The organism is Salinivibrio sp. VGrn1, assembly GCF_009377995.1.
GTDB lineage: Bacteria > Pseudomonadota > Gammaproteobacteria > Enterobacterales > Vibrionaceae > Salinivibrio > Salinivibrio siamensis.
The window spans coordinates 46,760-62,330 of sequence record NZ_SATA01000014.1 but is presented as its reverse complement, the minus strand read 5'-3'; the positions used below and the strand labels follow the sequence as shown (position 1 = coordinate 62,330).

Sequence of the window (15,571 nt, the reverse complement as noted above, 5' to 3'; positions counted from 1 at the left end):
GTCCGCCGCTCGACGTCCAGTAAATCCACCGAAGCTTCAATACTGCCGTTTCCGCTCGACTTGCATGTGTTAGGCCTGCCGCCAGCGTTCAATCTGAGCCATGATCAAACTCTTCAATTTAAGTTTTGGTGTTTGCTTTCCCAAAAGGAAAGACAAACGGCTCGATAAATACTGTTTTGTTCGTCTCTTACGAGACAAACGAATTGACTGTGCCGAACAACTATTAAAGTTGTCGTTTGGTCACTCAGTTCATCGAATAAATCTTTTTCTCTATTCTCAACGAGTGCCCACACAGATTGAATAGGTCAAATTGTTAAAGAGCGCCGCTCAATCTTGAGCGGGAGTGGCATCTTACGCCACTTTGGCAACAAGTCAAGCATTTTGTTTTGCTTGTTTATTTTGCCGTTGTTAGCGCGGCTTGCCGTGCCAACGAGAGCGCATTATAGAGAGGTGATTTTTTGACGCAAGGGGTTTTTGATAAAAACATTTCAAGCGGACAAAAAGCAGCCAATATTCCTCTTTTTATCTCAACGCAACACAAAAGATAACGACTAGGGCGCTTGATTCCTCAGTGTTGAGCCCGTGAAATAAAAGCTCATCGTCTGCTTACGAGCACGACTGTCCTGCCAGCGAACGAGTAGTGTGAGTTTTTTTGCATACACACCATCGCTGTTGGAAAGTATATTTTTTGTCTCAGACACATCTAATTCATACACGGTCCCCTCCGTGTTGATCAAACACTGCGCTAAGCTGCCTAACACTATGTTCCCACTCTTACTTCCATTACAGGACGCTCCCGTGTTCATCAATCGCCAGTGGGCTAACTGAGCACTCGCGAGATGCATCGCTCCTTCGGCTAAGCGGACATTATGTTGCTTCGCTTGAATATCGGCAGTCAGGGTATAGACCCCCGCTCCAGTCACCACCACCAGGACCAGCGCAATCAGTATTTCTAAGAAGGAGAAACCGGATTGACACTTCATCGTCTTATCCTCCACTAGGTGGTGTCAGGTTGTAATAGCTATTTGGTAAGGGCCTTAACTGTCCAAGTCCCTCAAAACTAGCACTCTTGTTACCATCGTCATAATTGGCAACTAACGAACTATTTACGAGAGTATTGCCATCGGGGACATCGATAATAAATGCACCATTGGTTTTAAAACTGCCATCAAACCAGAAGGGGACGCGACTTGCCTGCTGCGGTTTTTTAACATTGGCAGTGATATTCTGGCAAAGCTCGCGAATCGTCGCATCACTGTGCGTGCATGACAACTGCCCACTCTGAGAGCTATCCATGCCCCATTGCCTCGCAAACTCATTCGCGTTCAGCGTGGGATTAAATTGATAGATGACACCATTAAATGGGTTCATCGCACCACGTAGCGCCATAATACCGTCTTGTACAACCAATAAGATCGGCGAGTCATTCGCCAATGGCAGCTTTCCTCCTCGGCTTAAATCACAAGGACCATTGACCCATACTTTAACGTTAGATTGCCCTTGTCCCACAGCCTCCACCAATGTGTCAAAACACTTCGATGCGTCGCCATGCGTATCAACGGCCACCCCACCTTGGTCGATAAACTGTTCTTTGGCAATCGGCCATCGTGAACGCGGGACACCAAAGTAGTCTTGGAATACATCCATCCCCTCGACGTTGGTTTTCACATCTTTTTTCAGCAGCTTCCTTGTCTCATCGCGGCTATCCGCAACTTCGCCATAATCGACTTTAGTTTTATACTCATCTGCACATTCTTTACCCTCTTCTAAGTGGACGGTAAATGTGTTTTTGCTTCCGTTCTTTTGATTCTCCTGATTACTTTTATCTGGTTCACCTGGCTTTTTGGGGCTAATCAGCACATCACCACCGGCAATAATGGATTGACACTCATAGCGACCATCCTCCCGCTTTTTCCCTTCGGCCGGTCGCCACACATTGGCTCCGTAAAATAACACTGAACCTGAAGTGACAAACGCAGCCGCTTTGCCGCCACCTGCACCTTGCAATGTCACTCCTACTTGCTGGTGTTTTGAATGAGCACTCAAACGCCACAATGAGGGATTATTCTGCCACCGCGCTAACTGCAAGCGACTGTTTGCCACTCCTTGGCATTCAGATAACTGTTTAAGTCCTTCAGTTGCATCACCGGATGAGAGGTCGAGGCCGTCTTGATATATTTTTGCCACCGCACAGTCGAGTGCCGCCCAGGCTTTTGAAAGTGAGCGCTCTGTTTTGATCCGCGCTTGAGCCTGTTGAATATCATTAACCACACGGCGACTGACACCAAACACCATCAAAAGCGTAATTAGTGCAATACTGGCTACTACCGCCAGGGTTGCTATACCATTGTTTCCCTTCCCTCTTTTTACCTGTTTCATGATGGATGAACCGTGTTAACGAGCACCAGTGTGCGAGAGAGGGTTTCACTTTCACTAGGCTTATCTCTCAAAGCCGCAGAAAGCTTGATCGTCAGCGAGGTCACAACCCGCCCGCTAGCCGTGCGTTGTTCATCACGAGAAAACGTTAAATAATTTATCTTCAGCGCATGTGAAGAGATATCTCGCCAATACGTTGATTCACATGACCAGTTCTTGATCTCTCGATGATTTTCATAGATTTCTATCGCTTGTGAATCCGCATCGAATCGAAACCCTTTAGCATCATCTTTACCCATGGAGTGTGTGGGATAGGTCTCGGTTTGTTGGTAGGAAAACCGCAAACATTGCCCCTCAGATTGATTGAGCTCGCCACCGATAGCAAGAAGATGAGAACGGCTACCATGCTTAAAATGGTAAGGCGAGGTGTCACCACATTGATAACACAGACCAGCACGACGAATATCAGATTCCATCCACGTCAGTAGCCGACTTATTTCTAAAGACAATACCGTTTTACCATCCAAGCGACTTTGAGTTGTTGTTGCTGTTGTCATTAACGCAAGCGCCGCCATGGTTATCATTATGCTCACGGAAAGCCCGACTAACAGCTCAATCAATGAATAACCGTCACAATTAACCGCACGCATTGTCATCCCTTACCCGTTGACAAGCGCGAAAGCCAAGATACTGACGAACCATCACTATGTAGTCTGGCGAGCTCGTTTGATTAGCGCCTAATCCGAGCGTGAGATTGAGGTTCGGCCGTTGAGTCCTAAAATCAATTTCGAATAGTTCGCCTTCAGGCAAAGGCTCCCATCCCTTGGATACTTTCTTCTGTAGGGCGATCTTCTCTGGGATCCGCACCATGGGTGATACCGTTTGCTGGCAATTGATCAATGGCGTCACGCTTTCCTGATTGGCAGCGGCACCTTTGTGCTCTGAGTAGCTTGCAATAATACACTGAATATGTTCATTTCTTTGTAAATATAAATAATAAGCTTGGTTCTCACTGATCGCGCGGCTTTGAGCCAGCTGGAATAAGCTTGCAAGCTCTGCACTCCGGCTAGCAATCAATGTCGATTGGCGTACATTGCTAAAATGGGGAAACGCAACAGCACAAATAACAGCCAACACACTCAGTGCAACTAACGACTCAATAAGCGTTACTCCGTTATTTCGTCTCAATTTTTGATTTGAGACGACGATTCGAAAACGCATACTGCCTCCCAAGATCCTTACTCGTCGATTGAGCGCAGCGTACCACTGCCCTAGGCTCTCTAACGTTTTAGTTATCAAGTCTTCGAGAGGCTAACGAAAATGCACACATCTCCTCACCACTATTTGCATCGTGGAGTGACATTGGTCGAGATGTTATTGGTACTGGCGATAATCGCAACATTAGTGGGGATCACCGTCCCCCATTACTCGGACTACCAACAAACACAAGTCAGGAAAGAAGCGACTCGGCATTTGATTCAGTTACAAGCTTGGGTGGAAACGCGATTCATAACGACAGAACAATACCCAACAGAGTCCGACTCTGCGGTGTTAGAGGAACACGCATTGTGCCCTGATTGTCAGTTATCCACGGAGTATCAGTTTAGAGTTTACGGCGGGAAACGAGAATATAAGATTACGGCAACTCCTAGGGAGGATAGCCAGCAACGCGATGATCCATGTGGTCAGCTGGTGCTTTATCCTAATGGGTTGGTGACAACGACAGCATCAAGCACTTCCTGCCCTTTACCCCAGCGTAACACGCAGTCTGACGGTAGTCCGAAGCCGTGATAAAAAATAGCCAGCACAAGGCTGGCTATTCACTATTCGCAATTGTGATTCACAGATGACGCTTTAATGTCTGTCAGGCTAAGCGTTTATCCGGTCAAATCATCAAAAAACTTCTTCACACCGTCAAAAAAGCCTTCTGATTTTGGCTTGTGCTTTTTCGCTTCAGTGCCGCTAAACGACTCTTCCAGTTCTTGAAGCAGCTCTTTTTGTCGGCTACTCAAGTTAACGGGAGTCTCGACCACCATTTTGCAGATGAGATCGCCAACACCGCCACCACGAACTGACTGCACCCCTTTACCGCGCATACGGAACATGCGGCCCGTTTGTGTCTCTGCTGGGACTTTTAGGCTAACACGGCCATCTAACGTAGGGACTTCAACCTCGCCACCGAGCGCTGCCATGGTGAAGCTCACCGGTACTTCGCAGTAGAGGTTGTTACCATCACGGGTGAAAATATGGTGTTCGCGGACGTGCACTTGAACATACAAATCACCCGCCGGAGCACCGTTTTCACCGGCTTCTCCCTCACCAGATAAGCGAATGCGATCGCCCGTATCGACACCTGCAGGAATTTTCACATTTAGGTGCTTGGTTTCTTTTACGCGACCTTGGCCGTGGCAGCTATTACAAGGGTCTTTAATAATGGTCCCGCTACCATGACACGTTGGACACGCTTGTTGGACCGCGAAGAAACCTTGGCGCATTTGCACTTGGCCGATCCCGTTACAAGTCCCACAAGTTTGTTTTTTCGAGCCCGGTTTCGCCCCACTGCCATCACAGGTTTTACACCCGACATAAGTAGGCACTTCGATCTCTTTGCTGACGCCACGGACCGCCTCTTCCAAGGTAAGCTCCATGTTGTAGCGTAAATCGGCACCACGTTGCGCGCGTTGCTGACCACCACGACGACCTCCGCCGAATATATCGCCGAATACGTCACCAAAAATATCGCTAAAGTCAGCACCTCCGCCGAAGCCTCCGCCGCCGAAGCCGCCGCCTCCCATACCACCTTGCTCAAAGGCGGCATGACCATATTGGTCATAGGCTGCACGTTTTTGCGGGTCGGTCAGCACTTCGTAGGCCAACTTGATTTCTTTAAACTGGTCGGCGGCATCATCGCCTTTGTTGCGGTCTGGGTGATATTTCATCGCCAGCCGCTTATAGGCTTTTTTAATATCGCGCTCGCTTGCATCGCGGCTTAAGCCGAGCACTTCATACAAATCTCTTTTAGACATGGTCTGACTGCACCTGTTTACGTCAACAAAACAAAGACGTTCAATTCACTGTTTGATAAAACGACGGGCGAAGGAGATTGCTCCCCTACGCCCGTGCTTATTAACGACAGTGCTTTCGCTTATTTCTTGTCGTCGTCTTTAACTTCTTCGAACTCAGCATCGACAACATCGTCGTCTTGTTTTGCTGAATCAGCACCGGCGTCTTGCTGCGCCTGCTCATCTTGAGCTTGCTGCTGCGCGATTTCCATCAATTTTGATGAAGCGGCAACCAGTGCTTGAACCTTCGCGTCGATGTCTTCTTTATCTTCACCGTTACGCGCGGTTTCTAGCTCAGAAATGGCGGTTTCGATCTTCTCTTTGTCTTCCGCAGGCAGTTTGTCACCCGCTTCGTCCATTTGCTTACGTGTACCGTGAACCAGCTGGTCAGCTTGGTTACGCGCAGTCACTAGCTCTTCGAACTTCTTGTCCGCTTCTTTATTCGCTTCTGCTTCTTGAACCATCTTTTCAACGTCTTCGTCGCTCAGACCGCCAGACGCTTGAATAGTGATCTTCTGCTCTTGACCCGTTTGCTTATCAGCAGCAGACACGTTCAAGATACCGTCGGCGTTCAAATCGAAGGTTACTTCAATTTGTGGCACACCACGTGGCGCAGGCTGGATGCCCTCAAGGTTGAACTGACCCAGTGATTTGTTATGCATGGCTTGCTTACGCTCACCCTGAATCACGTGGATCGTTACCGCGCTTTGGTTGTCTTCTGCCGTCGAGAACACCTGATTCGCCTTGGTTGGGATCGTGGTGTTTTTCTCAATCAGCTTGGTCATCACACCGCCCATGGTTTCGATACCCAGTGAAAGCGGGGTCACGTCAAGCAGCAGTACGTCTTTTACATCACCAGACAGTACGCCACCTTGTGCCGCGGCACCCATGGCAACGGCTTCATCAGGGTTCACGTCTTTACGTGCATCCTTACCGAAGTACTCTGCCACTTTGGCCTGTACCATTGGCATACGAGTTTGACCGCCGACCAAGATAACGTCAGTGATTTCGTCAACTGATAGCTCCGCATCAGCCAGTGCCACTTTCATTGGCTCAAGTGAACGCTGAACCAGCTCTTCAACCAGTGATTCTAGCTTGGCACGCGTAACTTTGATGTTCATGTGCTTAGGACCGGTTGCGTCCGCCGTCACATAAGGCAAGTTCACGTCTGTTTGCTGTGCTGAAGACAGTTCAATCTTCGCTTTCTCAGCCGCTTCTTTGACACGCTGCATCGCTAGCGGGTCTTGACGTAGGTCGATACCTTGCTCTTTTTTGAACTCGTCAACCAAGTAGGTGATCAAACGGTTATCGAAGTCTTCACCACCAAGGTGCGTGTCACCGTTTGTTGCCAATACTTCGAACGTTTGCTCGCCATCTACCTCATCGATTTCGATGATAGAGATATCGAAGGTACCACCACCTAGGTCATACACAGCGATTGTGCGATCGCCGCCTTTTTTGTCTAGACCATAAGCCAGTGCCGCAGCTGTTGGCTCGTTGATGATACGTTTAACTTCTAGGCCTGCGATACGACCAGCATCTTTGGTTGCTTGACGCTGTGAGTCGTTAAAGTAAGCAGGGACAGTAATTACCGCGCCAGTCACTTCCTCACCGAGGAAATCTTCAGCGGTTTTCTTCATTTTCTTCAGGACTTCAGCAGACACCTGTGGCGCAGCCATTTTTTGGCCTTTCGCCTCAACCCAAGCGTCACCGTTATCTGCCTTAACAATTTTGTAAGGCATGATGCTGATATCACGCTGCACTTCTTCATCTTCGAAGCGGCGGCCGATCAGACGCTTGATAGCAAACAGGGTGTTTTCTGGGTTTGTCACTGCCTGGCGCTTCGCAGGCTGGCCGACAAGTGTTTCACCATCTTGTGTGTAAGCGATAACCGATGGTGTTGTACGATCACCCTCTGCGTTCTCAATGACGCGCGTTTTTTCACCGTCAAGTACGGCGACACATGAGTTGGTTGTACCCAAGTCAATACCAATGATTTTACCCATCTGGTGCTCTCCGAAATTCGTTCTGTGGCTTTAATGCGTTACCCCTTATGTGGGGGTAACTGTGAGAGGTTCAACCCCCTCACCGCAATTTTTATTTAGTGCTGCCGTTTAAATAAGGGCAGCCAAATGCTTTTCAAGGGGAGAAGGCAAAAAAAACACCGAATCGAGTTCGGCAAAGTGCCTTCTTCAGCGCCCTCGTTAGGCTTTTTCTTCTACGTTACCTTGCGGCGCTTTAGACACCATCACCATGGCTGGGCGCACAACACGGCCGTTTAACTCATAACCTTTTTGCATCACCATCATCACGGTGTTTGGCTCATGCTCCGCGCTTTCTTGGATGGTCATGGCCTGATGCAATTCAGGGTCAAACGGCTGACCTTGCGGGTCGATCGCTTTCAACCCAAACTTATCGATGGTATCCATCATGGTTTTCAGCGTCAGCTCAACCCCTTCCACCATTGGCTTGATTGATTCGTCTTCTTTGTCGGCCATCTCCACGGCACGCTCAAGGTTATCAATCACAGGTAAAAGCTCACCGGCGAATTTTTCTAAGGCAAACTTGCGCGCCTTATCCACTTCTTGCTCGGTACGACGACGCATGTTGTCCACGTCTGCACGGGCACGCAGCACACTGTCTTGCTGCTCTTGCACCTTGGCTTCGCTCGCCTCGAGCGCCGCTTCAAGTTCGGTGATACGTGCAATCATGGCTGCGGTTTCCTCATGCTCAATGTCTGCACCACTACTTGCTTGTTGCTCAGCGGCCTGCTCTGTACCTTTGGCTTCAGCAGCTTGCGCGTTTTTCATCGCTTCCTGCTCTTGCTTCACTTTCTGTTCTTCGCTCATGATCACTCCGACACAAATGGCATTGCCCAGCACGCCACTGGGACTATTCAACTTGATTGACGGAAGTATTATGGGGATGAATCTTTGTGATTCAACCGCCCACATAACGCAAATCACGACAATCGCTTTTTTCCCGCGTTATACTGAGCTCAAATAACGATGAGATCCTAATTATGTCGACACCATTCCAGCGCATTGCCTTAATTGGCAAACCTCGTAACCCGGAAGCGGTTAACACACACATAGGCCTCTACCATTGGCTTATCGAGCGCGATTATGACGTGTGTATCGATACACGTTTAAGCACTAACCTGGGTTTGCCGGATGCACATTATTTGGATCTGGTCAGCATTGGCCAACACGCTGACTTGGCCATTGTGATCGGCGGGGACGGTAACATGTTAGGTGCTGCCCGCGTATTGTCTCGCTGCGATATCAAGGTGATCGGGGTAAACCGCGGTAACCTCGGCTTTCTCACCGACTTAGATCCCGAAGCCTTCGAACATGCGCTAGAAGCGGTATTAAACGGCGATTACGTGGACGAAGACCGTTTTTTGCTTGAAACCGAAATCCATCGCCATGATCAGGTAAAAAGTCATAACGCCTCATTGAATGAAGCAGTGCTTCACCCCGGGCAAGTCGCGCACATGATTGAATTTGAGGTGTACATTAACGAGCAGTTTGCCTTCTCTCAGCGCTCAGACGGGATTATTATCTCGACCCCCACAGGCTCAACAGCCTATAGCTTGTCCGGCGGTGGCCCCATTTTATCTCCCAGCCTCAACGCGATTTCGCTCGTGCCTATGTTTCCGCATACACTGTCAAGCCGCCCGCTGGTCGTCGATGGCAACCGCCGTATAAAATTACTGGTTTCCCCAGATAACCGCGGCACGTTGGAAGTGAGCTGTGATGGTCAGGTCTCTTTGCCAGTCAACCCAGGTGATGAGGTACATATTTACAAAAGCCCGGCCACTCTCAAGCTCATTCATCCTCAAGACTATAATTATTACAACACCTTACGTAAAAAACTGGGTTGGTCTTCTAAGCTATTTTAAGCTAGCCACTTCCTTATACTTATTCTTATTCTCCGCATCCGATAAAGAGCAGGTCTTCCTGCTTTTTTCATGCACAATTTTTGTGCTGTTCATCGCATTCACAACAATTCTTGCTAAACAGTATTCACTGGATGAAAAAACAGTATATACTGTATCTATACACAGTTGTTGATAGATACAGGTGTTTACTATGTTAGCCGATATAACCATTCAAAACTTTGCCATCGTTAAATCCTTGGAGCTGGAGTTTAGTAAAGGCATGACGGCGATCACCGGTGAGACCGGGGCGGGTAAATCCATTTCTATCGATGCGCTGGGTTTGTGCCTTGGCGATCGTGCCGATGCCAATATGGTGCGCCCGGGTGAAAAGCGCGCAGAGATTTCTGCCAGTTTCACCTTAGAGCAAAACAGTGCCGCGCGTCGCTGGCTACAAGATAACGAACTCGAAGACGGCGACGATTGCATTCTAAGGCGTGTGATCACCAAAGAAGGCCGTTCACGCGCATACATTAACGGAAACCCGGTTCCCGCCTCACAACAAAAAGCGCTTGGGCAGTTATTGATTAATATCCACGGTCAGCATGCGCATCAACAGCTGTTACGTCCCGAACACCAGATTACCTTGTTGGATCAATACGCCGGTCACCAGTCTTTGCTGGATAAAATGGCGACACGCTATCAGCGTTGGCGCCGTACTAAAAATGAGCTAAAAGCATTGATCAAGAAAAAAGATGACATTGATGCTCAGCAACAGCTATTGGAATATCAAGTGGGTGAACTCAATGAACTCGCATTGGGTGAAGAGGAATACCAACACATTGAAGAAGAACACAAGCGCTTATCGAACAGTGGTGATATCGCCATGACCAGTCAGGCGGTAGTGGATCTACTCAGTGAAGGCGAAGAAACTAACACCCTAAGTTTATTGACCGCCGCTCAACAGCGTTTAAGTGAATTAGCCGCGATGGACAATCACTTTTCACCGCTCGCTGAGATGCTTGAAGAGGCGCGGATCCAAACGCAAGAGACGAGTCAAGAAGTGAGCAGTTATCTTGATCAACTCGATATGGATCCTCAACGCCTTCAGTATCTAGATCAGCGCATGAGCACTATCATGAGTTTGGCGCGTAAACATCAGGTGCAGCCCGATGCATTATATGAAACGCATCAACAATTGATTCAAGAGTTGGAGAAACTGGGACATAACGATGAGGCGATTGAGCAATTGCAAGCCGATGTGGACAAGCAGTTTGCTGACTGCCTCGACACCGCTGAGAAATTAAGCAAAAGCCGCCGCCGCTATGCCAAAGAATTGAACAAACTGATCACGCAAAGCATGCACCAGCTGAGCATGGAACATGGTAGCTTCGAGATCCAAGTCGAGAATAGAGCGGAAACCCACCTCAGCCCACTGGGTGGCGATGCTGTGGCGTTTCTTGTGTCGACGAACCCAGGTCAGCCTTTACAGCCACTGGCTAAAGTAGCATCCGGCGGCGAGCTCTCTCGGATCTCGCTCGCCATTCAAGTGATCACTGCCCAGAAGGTTGAAACACCAAGCCTTATCTTTGATGAGGTTGATGTAGGGATCAGTGGACCTACAGCAGCGATTGTGGGCAAACTCTTGCGTCAACTTGGCGACTCCACCCAAGTGATGTGCGTCACCCACTTGCCGCAAGTCGCAGGCTGTGGCCATCAGCAAATGTTTGTTGCCAAAGACACAGAGAAAGGCAGCACCACGACCCGTATGTACCCGCTCGACTATCAGGCACGAATTAGTGAACTTGCGCGGTTACTGGGCGGCAGTGAAATCACTGATCGCACCCTCGCAAACGCGGAAGATCTTCTAGTGGCCGCTTGATTCTGCCAAGTCAAAACAGCGTTGAATGTGACATTCAAACCGAGAAAAGTGCACTAGCTCTGCTTTTCTCGGTTATTTCCTTACACACGTCGAACTTTTTCACATTATCATCGTCCAAACGCTGGTCGTTAGCAGGTTTTTTACATATATTCTCTGCTTGATTATACTCGGGGCGCGAAAGCCAGCAGGCACGAACTGCTAAGCGTCTTCGAAAGACGTGATTTGCCATCAAAAGACAGTGAAGATATTAACTATGGGTTGGACTAAAGCCGCCGTTGCCTCTCTGATGGCGATTGCCATGATGGGCTGCTCTTATGCCGAAAAACTGGTTTATCGAGTGGATATAAACCAAGGAAATTACATTGAAGAAAAGGCCGTGGACGCCTTGAAATTTGGCATGACCAAAGAGCAGGTTAAGTTCCTTCTCGGCCCTCCTATGCTCGTTGAGTCAGGCTACCCCAACACTTGGTACTTTGTGCAATGGCAACAACCTGGCCATGAAGCGCCGACACAAAAAGATCTGGTCCTCTCCTTTGACGATAATAACCAATTAGTCAACATGGACGGTGATTTCGAGCCGGGCGAGCAATTTTTCGAAGCCGTTCAGTAACGGTGATGCATCCGGCACTCTGATGCCGCTATATATTCATCCTTTAGTAAAGGCGCCGCTCGGCGCCTTTCTTTTTGCCCCGTTACGAGCGTTTGCGCTGGGAATCAACACGGCCCCCGGTGACAGGATCGGCTTTCCCCTCTTGTTTCGCGCGTTCGGCGCGGCGACGGCGGATCTCTTTCGGGTCGGCTTGCAGCGGCCGGTAAATCTCAATGCGATCCCCGTCGCGCACTTGCGCGTCTAGTTTCACCGGTCGGCTAAATACCCCAACCTTGTTGGTCGCAAGATCAATCTCCGGATAGGCGCTTAAGACACCTGATTGACGAATAATATCTTCCACCGTCGAGTCGGGCTTCACCACGCAGTTGAAGATGCGCTGCTCATTAGGCAACGGGTAAACCACTTCAACATGCAGCAATGTCTCTTCACTCATAAATCTCTTTCGCTCGCTCTGTAAACGCCTTCACCATACTGCTGGTTAACTCGCTGAAGATACGGCCAAAGGCAGCTTCAACCAAGCGGTTAGTAAACTCAAACTCGAGATCTAATTCGATTTTACACGCATCGCTTGATAGTGGCGTGAATTTCCAGCCACCACTCAAGCGTTTAAATGGTCCATCCACCAGCGTCATATCAATTCGGCTGTTATCCACCAGATAATTCTTAGTGGTAAATGTTTTCTTTATGCCCGCTTTTGCCACATCTAACGACGCAACCATGGTGGTGTCTGTCTGCTCAATGAGACGGGTACTCACACACCCAGGCAAGAAAGCAGGATAGGATTCAACATCGTTCACCAAGGCAAACATTTGCTCAGCACTGTACGGCACTAAAGCCGAGCGGATGATTTGCGGCATAGGGACTCCTTGCAAGTTAACCGCGAAATAATACCATCGAGACTGATTGAGACCAATGCTCACAACCCACATCGCGGATAAAGTCAGACTCTTTCTCCCACTGAGTGCGATAATCCTTTCATTCTTCGATATATCGCCTTTATAATGCGCACACTATGGCTAAGAAAAACGCAAAGAACAAAGCAAACAGCAACACCATTGCACTGAATAAAAAAGCGCGCTTTGAATACTTCATTGAAGATGACTTCGAGGCAGGGCTTGAGCTACAAGGTTGGGAGGTGAAAGCACTCCGAGCAGGTAAAGCCAATATCAGTGAAAGCTATGTGTTGTTAAAAGACGGGGAAGCCTTCTTGTTCGGGGCTACCATTACCCCGCTTAATGTCGCCTCCACGCACGTGGTGGCCGATCCGCAGCGCACCCGTAAGCTATTGCTTAAACGGCGTGAGCTTGATACCTTGCTCGGCAAGGTAAATCGAGACGGTTTCACGGTGGTGGCACTGTCTTTATACTGGAAACAATCTTTTGCTAAACTGAAGATAGGGTTGGCAAAAGGTAAGAAGTTACACGATAAGCGCGATACAGCGAAAGACAGAGACTGGCAACGTCAAAAGTCCAGGATCATGAAAAACGCAGCGCGTTAATCGTTGACGCGGCAGATCAATCTGTTAGACTCTGCCGCTCACACTCTGGGGCTGATTCAGGATTCGACAGGATTGAGAAGGCCCGTGGAGCATGCCGAGGGGCGGTTGGCCTCGTAAAAAGCCGCAAAAAAATAGTCGCAAACGACGAAAACTACGCACTAGCAGCTTAATAACCTGTTGAGTGCCTATCCTCCCTAGCCTCCGCCTGTAGGACGGGGATTCAGGATAGTCAAAACCAAACAGGATCGCGTGGATGCTTTGACCCAAGAGCTGAAGCGTTAAAACTAAGTTGGGTATGTCTTTGTGTGGCGTGTTTGTCCGCAGCACACTGACGAGATTAAAGACAAACTAAGCATGTAGCGCCATTGGTTAGACTGATTCTGGACGCGGGTTCAACTCCCGCCAGCTCCACCAAACGTTTGGAAAAGGCCGGTAAATCTCTGATTTACCGGCCTTTTTTAAGTTTATAGCTTGAGCGTTAAGCGCTTTGTATGCCAGTGAGCTACATACCTGTGATACAAACTGGGAAAGTGGTACGTCGTTACTCTCAAGCAAGTCATGATGTTAGGTACCACTGGCTTAACCGCCATGCTCTGTGTCCAAGCCTTACTTGATGCCCAACCGATAGACGGGACGATACTTGTTACCGGTGCGAGTGACGGGGCAGGTGCCATGGATACCGTAGGCAGCAAATTCTTGGCTCCCTCCTCATCCGCGTGAAGTGATAACTACACAATATCACCACTCTTACTCTTCAGCCTGCTTCCACTATGGCCTGATTAATCCCTGGATAATTATGCTTTCCATTTTTATATAACTCCTAACTATAAAGAGACCCGCCTACTCTCTTTACTGCTATAAATGAATAAAAATTCACAAACGATGCTTATCACTACTAAAAAGAGCACTTGTCGAGTAATCGATTACTAAAAATTCAATCACATAGGGGTTAGTACTTTTTTTATCCCTTATATTGGTCATTTATTCGAGCTGAACAAAACCTGAATGGTGATTGGTGCGACTTCCAGCAGAAAAAATAGAGCAAAAATACTAATTGACACTTAACTCATTATTAACACCGTTGTCATGTTACTGACGCATTGCTAGCATAAATCCACATTCACTCGACACAAGTGGATGACGCTTACATCGCTAATAGATAAGCGAACGTCAAGGAATAGACTGTCGCTAAGTGTTTTTTATCGGATAAAAAAGCCGATACGTATATCGTTATGTTCAATGGCGTAATGCGTGCACGAGGAATAATTAAAACGCGACAGTACTCAGATGTTTTTTTAAAGAAGGGATACTTTAAAGTGAGTAATACTATCCAAAAAACAGCGATTGCCGCTGCAATCATGCTTGCCAGCACCACTGGCTTTGCCGGTGAATTGGGTTCACTGACCAGTGAAGTCAAGATTAATGATTTTGAAAATGGTAACACTTATACTGAAGTCACGATCGGTAAAGGGGCTTATAAACTCAGTGATAACTACCGCTTTGTTTTTGACGTAGATAAAGATTTCATTAGAAAAGAAGGAGAAGCAAGGAAAGAGGGTTGGGATACAAAGTTTGCCGTTGCGCAAGGGATAAGCCCCCTGGGAAGTTTTGACGCATTAATGAACTACATTTTTTATTATGATGCATCATGGCAAGCCAGCAATGGCTCTGACTCTTCGGATACAAAGAAATATGTCCTTCAGCCTTATTTTAGTAAAGATATTATTCTTGGTGGAAAAGATTTTTCATTCGGCATCGAATTATGGGCACAGCTTGGCAATAATAATGATGAGAGTTTGAAAAATAAAAGTGGCGTCGAAACCAACTTTTACCTATTCGGCGATCTGTCTGAGCACTGGAACCTCGAACTCGCTTGGTATAACTTCAACTATTACCACGAACCTGCCGACGAATATCAATATCAAATTGGCACCGAGGATTATTTGACTTACTCTCTTCCTCTTGCCGACAACGTGTCATTTAATGTTGAGACGATGCTTTACGCCGATCATCTCCCAGAAAGAGACCTAACGACGGCAGATGTACACATCCAACCTCAGCTCGAGTTTAAAAAGCAAGTTAATGATAACTTCTCTTGGCATGCTGGGGTAACCTATGAGGTATTAAGTTGGAATTATACGGATGCCAAAGGTACAGCTAAAGATCGTAACGCGTTTGACAATAATGAGTTCGAAGCTTATTTAGGCTTCACCATCAAGTAAGCGCGATACACTGCAGGCAAATTCACTGCCTTTTGCCTGCA

The 15,571-nt window shown here is 48.0% G+C and carries 15 protein-coding genes, 1 rRNA gene, 1 other RNA gene and 1 pseudogene; 8 read left to right on the top strand and 10 right to left on the bottom strand.

The annotated features are described in order from the left end of the window. From EHW56_RS14880 to EHW56_RS14860, 5 genes are all read right to left on the bottom strand, one after another. Positions 1–120, bottom strand: a 16S ribosomal RNA gene (locus EHW56_RS14880); the annotation flags it as partial. 431 nt (positions 121–551) lie between these two features. After that, on the bottom strand, positions 552–983 hold the full coding sequence (locus EHW56_RS14875) for a type II secretion system protein (RefSeq protein WP_152800043.1): 432 nt from the start codon (positions 981–983) through the stop codon (positions 552–554). Between the two features lie 4 nt (positions 984–987). Beyond that, positions 988–2,379, bottom strand: a complete 1,392-nt coding sequence (locus EHW56_RS14870; protein ID WP_152800045.1) for a hypothetical protein — start codon at positions 2,377–2,379, stop codon at positions 988–990. After that, positions 2,376–3,026 carry a type II secretion system protein J gene (locus EHW56_RS14865; protein WP_152800047.1) on the bottom strand — a complete coding sequence of 217 codons (651 nt, stop codon included), beginning with the start codon at positions 3,024–3,026 and terminating at the stop codon, positions 2,376–2,378. Before EHW56_RS14865 ends, EHW56_RS14870 begins: the two co-directional genes overlap by 4 nt. Beyond that, entirely contained in the window at positions 3,013–3,597 is a 585-nt protein-coding gene (locus EHW56_RS14860; protein WP_152800048.1) for a Tfp pilus assembly protein FimT/FimU, read from the bottom strand. The genes EHW56_RS14865 and EHW56_RS14860 overlap by 14 nt, the downstream gene beginning before the upstream one ends. Before the next feature lie 99 nt (positions 3,598–3,696). On the opposite strand from EHW56_RS14860, the gene EHW56_RS14855 reads away from it, so the two are divergent. Then, positions 3,697–4,167 carry a type IV pilin protein gene (locus EHW56_RS14855; RefSeq protein ID WP_152800070.1) on the top strand — a complete coding sequence of 157 codons (471 nt, stop codon included), beginning with the start codon at positions 3,697–3,699 and terminating at the stop codon, positions 4,165–4,167. Positions 4,168–4,253: 86 nt separating this feature from the next. On the opposite strand, the gene dnaJ is transcribed toward EHW56_RS14855, so the two are convergent. From dnaJ to grpE, 3 genes are all read right to left on the bottom strand, one after another. Then, on the bottom strand, positions 4,254–5,402 hold the full coding sequence (gene dnaJ / locus EHW56_RS14850; RefSeq protein WP_046075187.1) for a molecular chaperone DnaJ: 1,149 nt from the start codon (positions 5,400–5,402) through the stop codon (positions 4,254–4,256). A gap of 119 nt (positions 5,403–5,521) precedes the next feature. Next, complete coding sequence (dnaK, locus tag EHW56_RS14845) at positions 5,522–7,444, bottom strand: molecular chaperone DnaK (protein WP_046075186.1); 1,923 nt, start codon at positions 7,442–7,444, stop codon at positions 5,522–5,524. Between the two features lie 198 nt (positions 7,445–7,642). Continuing rightward, positions 7,643–8,287 carry a nucleotide exchange factor GrpE gene (gene grpE / locus EHW56_RS14840; RefSeq protein ID WP_152797303.1) on the bottom strand — a complete coding sequence of 215 codons (645 nt, stop codon included), beginning with the start codon at positions 8,285–8,287 and terminating at the stop codon, positions 7,643–7,645. A 173-nt stretch (positions 8,288–8,460) separates the two neighbouring features. Here grpE and nadK point away from each other — a divergent pair, with 173 nt between their 5' ends. The 3 genes from nadK to bamE all read left to right on the top strand — a co-directional run bounded on the left by nadK (position 8,461) and on the right by bamE (position 11,810). After that, positions 8,461–9,342, top strand: a complete 882-nt coding sequence (nadK, locus tag EHW56_RS14835) for an NAD(+) kinase (RefSeq protein WP_152797301.1) — start codon at positions 8,461–8,463, stop codon at positions 9,340–9,342. A 190-nt stretch (positions 9,343–9,532) separates the two neighbouring features. Continuing rightward, positions 9,533–11,200 carry a DNA repair protein RecN gene (gene recN, locus EHW56_RS14830; RefSeq protein ID WP_152800050.1) on the top strand — a complete coding sequence of 556 codons (1,668 nt, stop codon included), beginning with the start codon at positions 9,533–9,535 and terminating at the stop codon, positions 11,198–11,200. A gap of 253 nt (positions 11,201–11,453) precedes the next feature. Beyond that, positions 11,454–11,810: an outer membrane protein assembly factor BamE gene (gene bamE, locus EHW56_RS14825; protein ID WP_046075182.1), complete on the top strand. Its 357-nt coding sequence runs from the start codon at positions 11,454–11,456 to the stop codon at positions 11,808–11,810. 82 nt (positions 11,811–11,892) lie between these two features. Here the strand turns inward: bamE and EHW56_RS14820 are convergent, their stop codons facing one another. Beyond that, positions 11,893–12,243 (bottom strand): RnfH family protein, encoded by a 351-nt coding sequence (locus EHW56_RS14820; RefSeq protein ID WP_046075181.1) that lies wholly within the window; start codon positions 12,241–12,243, stop codon positions 11,893–11,895. Then, positions 12,236–12,667 carry an SRPBCC family protein gene (locus EHW56_RS14815; protein WP_152800052.1) on the bottom strand — a complete coding sequence of 144 codons (432 nt, stop codon included), beginning with the start codon at positions 12,665–12,667 and terminating at the stop codon, positions 12,236–12,238. The genes EHW56_RS14820 and EHW56_RS14815 overlap by 8 nt, the downstream gene beginning before the upstream one ends. Before the next feature lie 155 nt (positions 12,668–12,822). Between EHW56_RS14815 and smpB the strand changes: the two genes are divergently transcribed. The 4 genes and pseudogenes from smpB (at position 12,823) to EHW56_RS14795 (ending at position 15,530) form a co-directional block, all read left to right on the top strand. Then, on the top strand, positions 12,823–13,308 hold the full coding sequence (gene smpB, locus EHW56_RS14810) for an SsrA-binding protein SmpB (protein WP_046075179.1): 486 nt from the start codon (positions 12,823–12,825) through the stop codon (positions 13,306–13,308). Between the two features lie 47 nt (positions 13,309–13,355). Beyond that, positions 13,356–13,722, top strand: a transfer-messenger RNA (tmRNA) gene (ssrA, locus tag EHW56_RS14805). Positions 13,723–13,857: 135 nt separating this feature from the next. After that, positions 13,858–13,983 (top strand): annotated as a pseudogene (locus EHW56_RS14800) (oxidoreductase); the annotation flags it as partial. Positions 13,984–14,624: 641 nt separating this feature from the next. Then, complete coding sequence (locus EHW56_RS14795; RefSeq protein ID WP_152800054.1) at positions 14,625–15,530, top strand: hypothetical protein; 906 nt, start codon at positions 14,625–14,627, stop codon at positions 15,528–15,530. Positions 15,531–15,571: the final 41 nt, after the last annotated feature.

Excerpts from the sequence above, each read along its gene's own strand:
- EHW56_RS14875 (WP_152800043.1), bottom strand. The coding sequence starts at position 983 with ATGAAGTGTCAATCCGGTTTCTCCTTCTTAGAAATACTGATTGCGCTG.
- EHW56_RS14870 (WP_152800045.1), bottom strand. The coding sequence starts at position 2,379 with ATGAAACAGGTAAAAAGAGGGAAGGGAAACAATGGTATAGCAACCCTG.
- EHW56_RS14865 (WP_152800047.1), bottom strand. The coding sequence starts at position 3,026 with ATGCGTGCGGTTAATTGTGACGGTTATTCATTGATTGAGCTGTTAGTC.
- EHW56_RS14860 (WP_152800048.1), bottom strand. The coding sequence starts at position 3,597 with ATGCGTTTTCGAATCGTCGTCTCAAATCAAAAATTGAGACGAAATAAC.
- EHW56_RS14855 (WP_152800070.1), top strand. The coding sequence starts at position 3,697 with ATGCACACATCTCCTCACCACTATTTGCATCGTGGAGTGACATTGGTC.
- dnaJ (WP_046075187.1), bottom strand. The coding sequence starts at position 5,402 with ATGTCTAAAAGAGATTTGTATGAAGTGCTCGGCTTAAGCCGCGATGCA.
- dnaK (WP_046075186.1), bottom strand. The coding sequence starts at position 7,444 with ATGGGTAAAATCATTGGTATTGACTTGGGTACAACCAACTCATGTGTC.
- grpE (WP_152797303.1), bottom strand. The coding sequence starts at position 8,287 with ATGAGCGAAGAACAGAAAGTGAAGCAAGAGCAGGAAGCGATGAAAAAC.
- nadK (WP_152797301.1), top strand. The coding sequence starts at position 8,461 with ATGTCGACACCATTCCAGCGCATTGCCTTAATTGGCAAACCTCGTAAC.
- recN (WP_152800050.1), top strand. The coding sequence starts at position 9,533 with ATGTTAGCCGATATAACCATTCAAAACTTTGCCATCGTTAAATCCTTG.
- bamE (WP_046075182.1), top strand. The coding sequence starts at position 11,454 with ATGGGTTGGACTAAAGCCGCCGTTGCCTCTCTGATGGCGATTGCCATG.
- EHW56_RS14820 (WP_046075181.1), bottom strand. The coding sequence starts at position 12,243 with ATGAGTGAAGAGACATTGCTGCATGTTGAAGTGGTTTACCCGTTGCCT.
- EHW56_RS14815 (WP_152800052.1), bottom strand. The coding sequence starts at position 12,667 with ATGCCGCAAATCATCCGCTCGGCTTTAGTGCCGTACAGTGCTGAGCAA.
- smpB (WP_046075179.1), top strand. The coding sequence starts at position 12,823 with ATGGCTAAGAAAAACGCAAAGAACAAAGCAAACAGCAACACCATTGCA.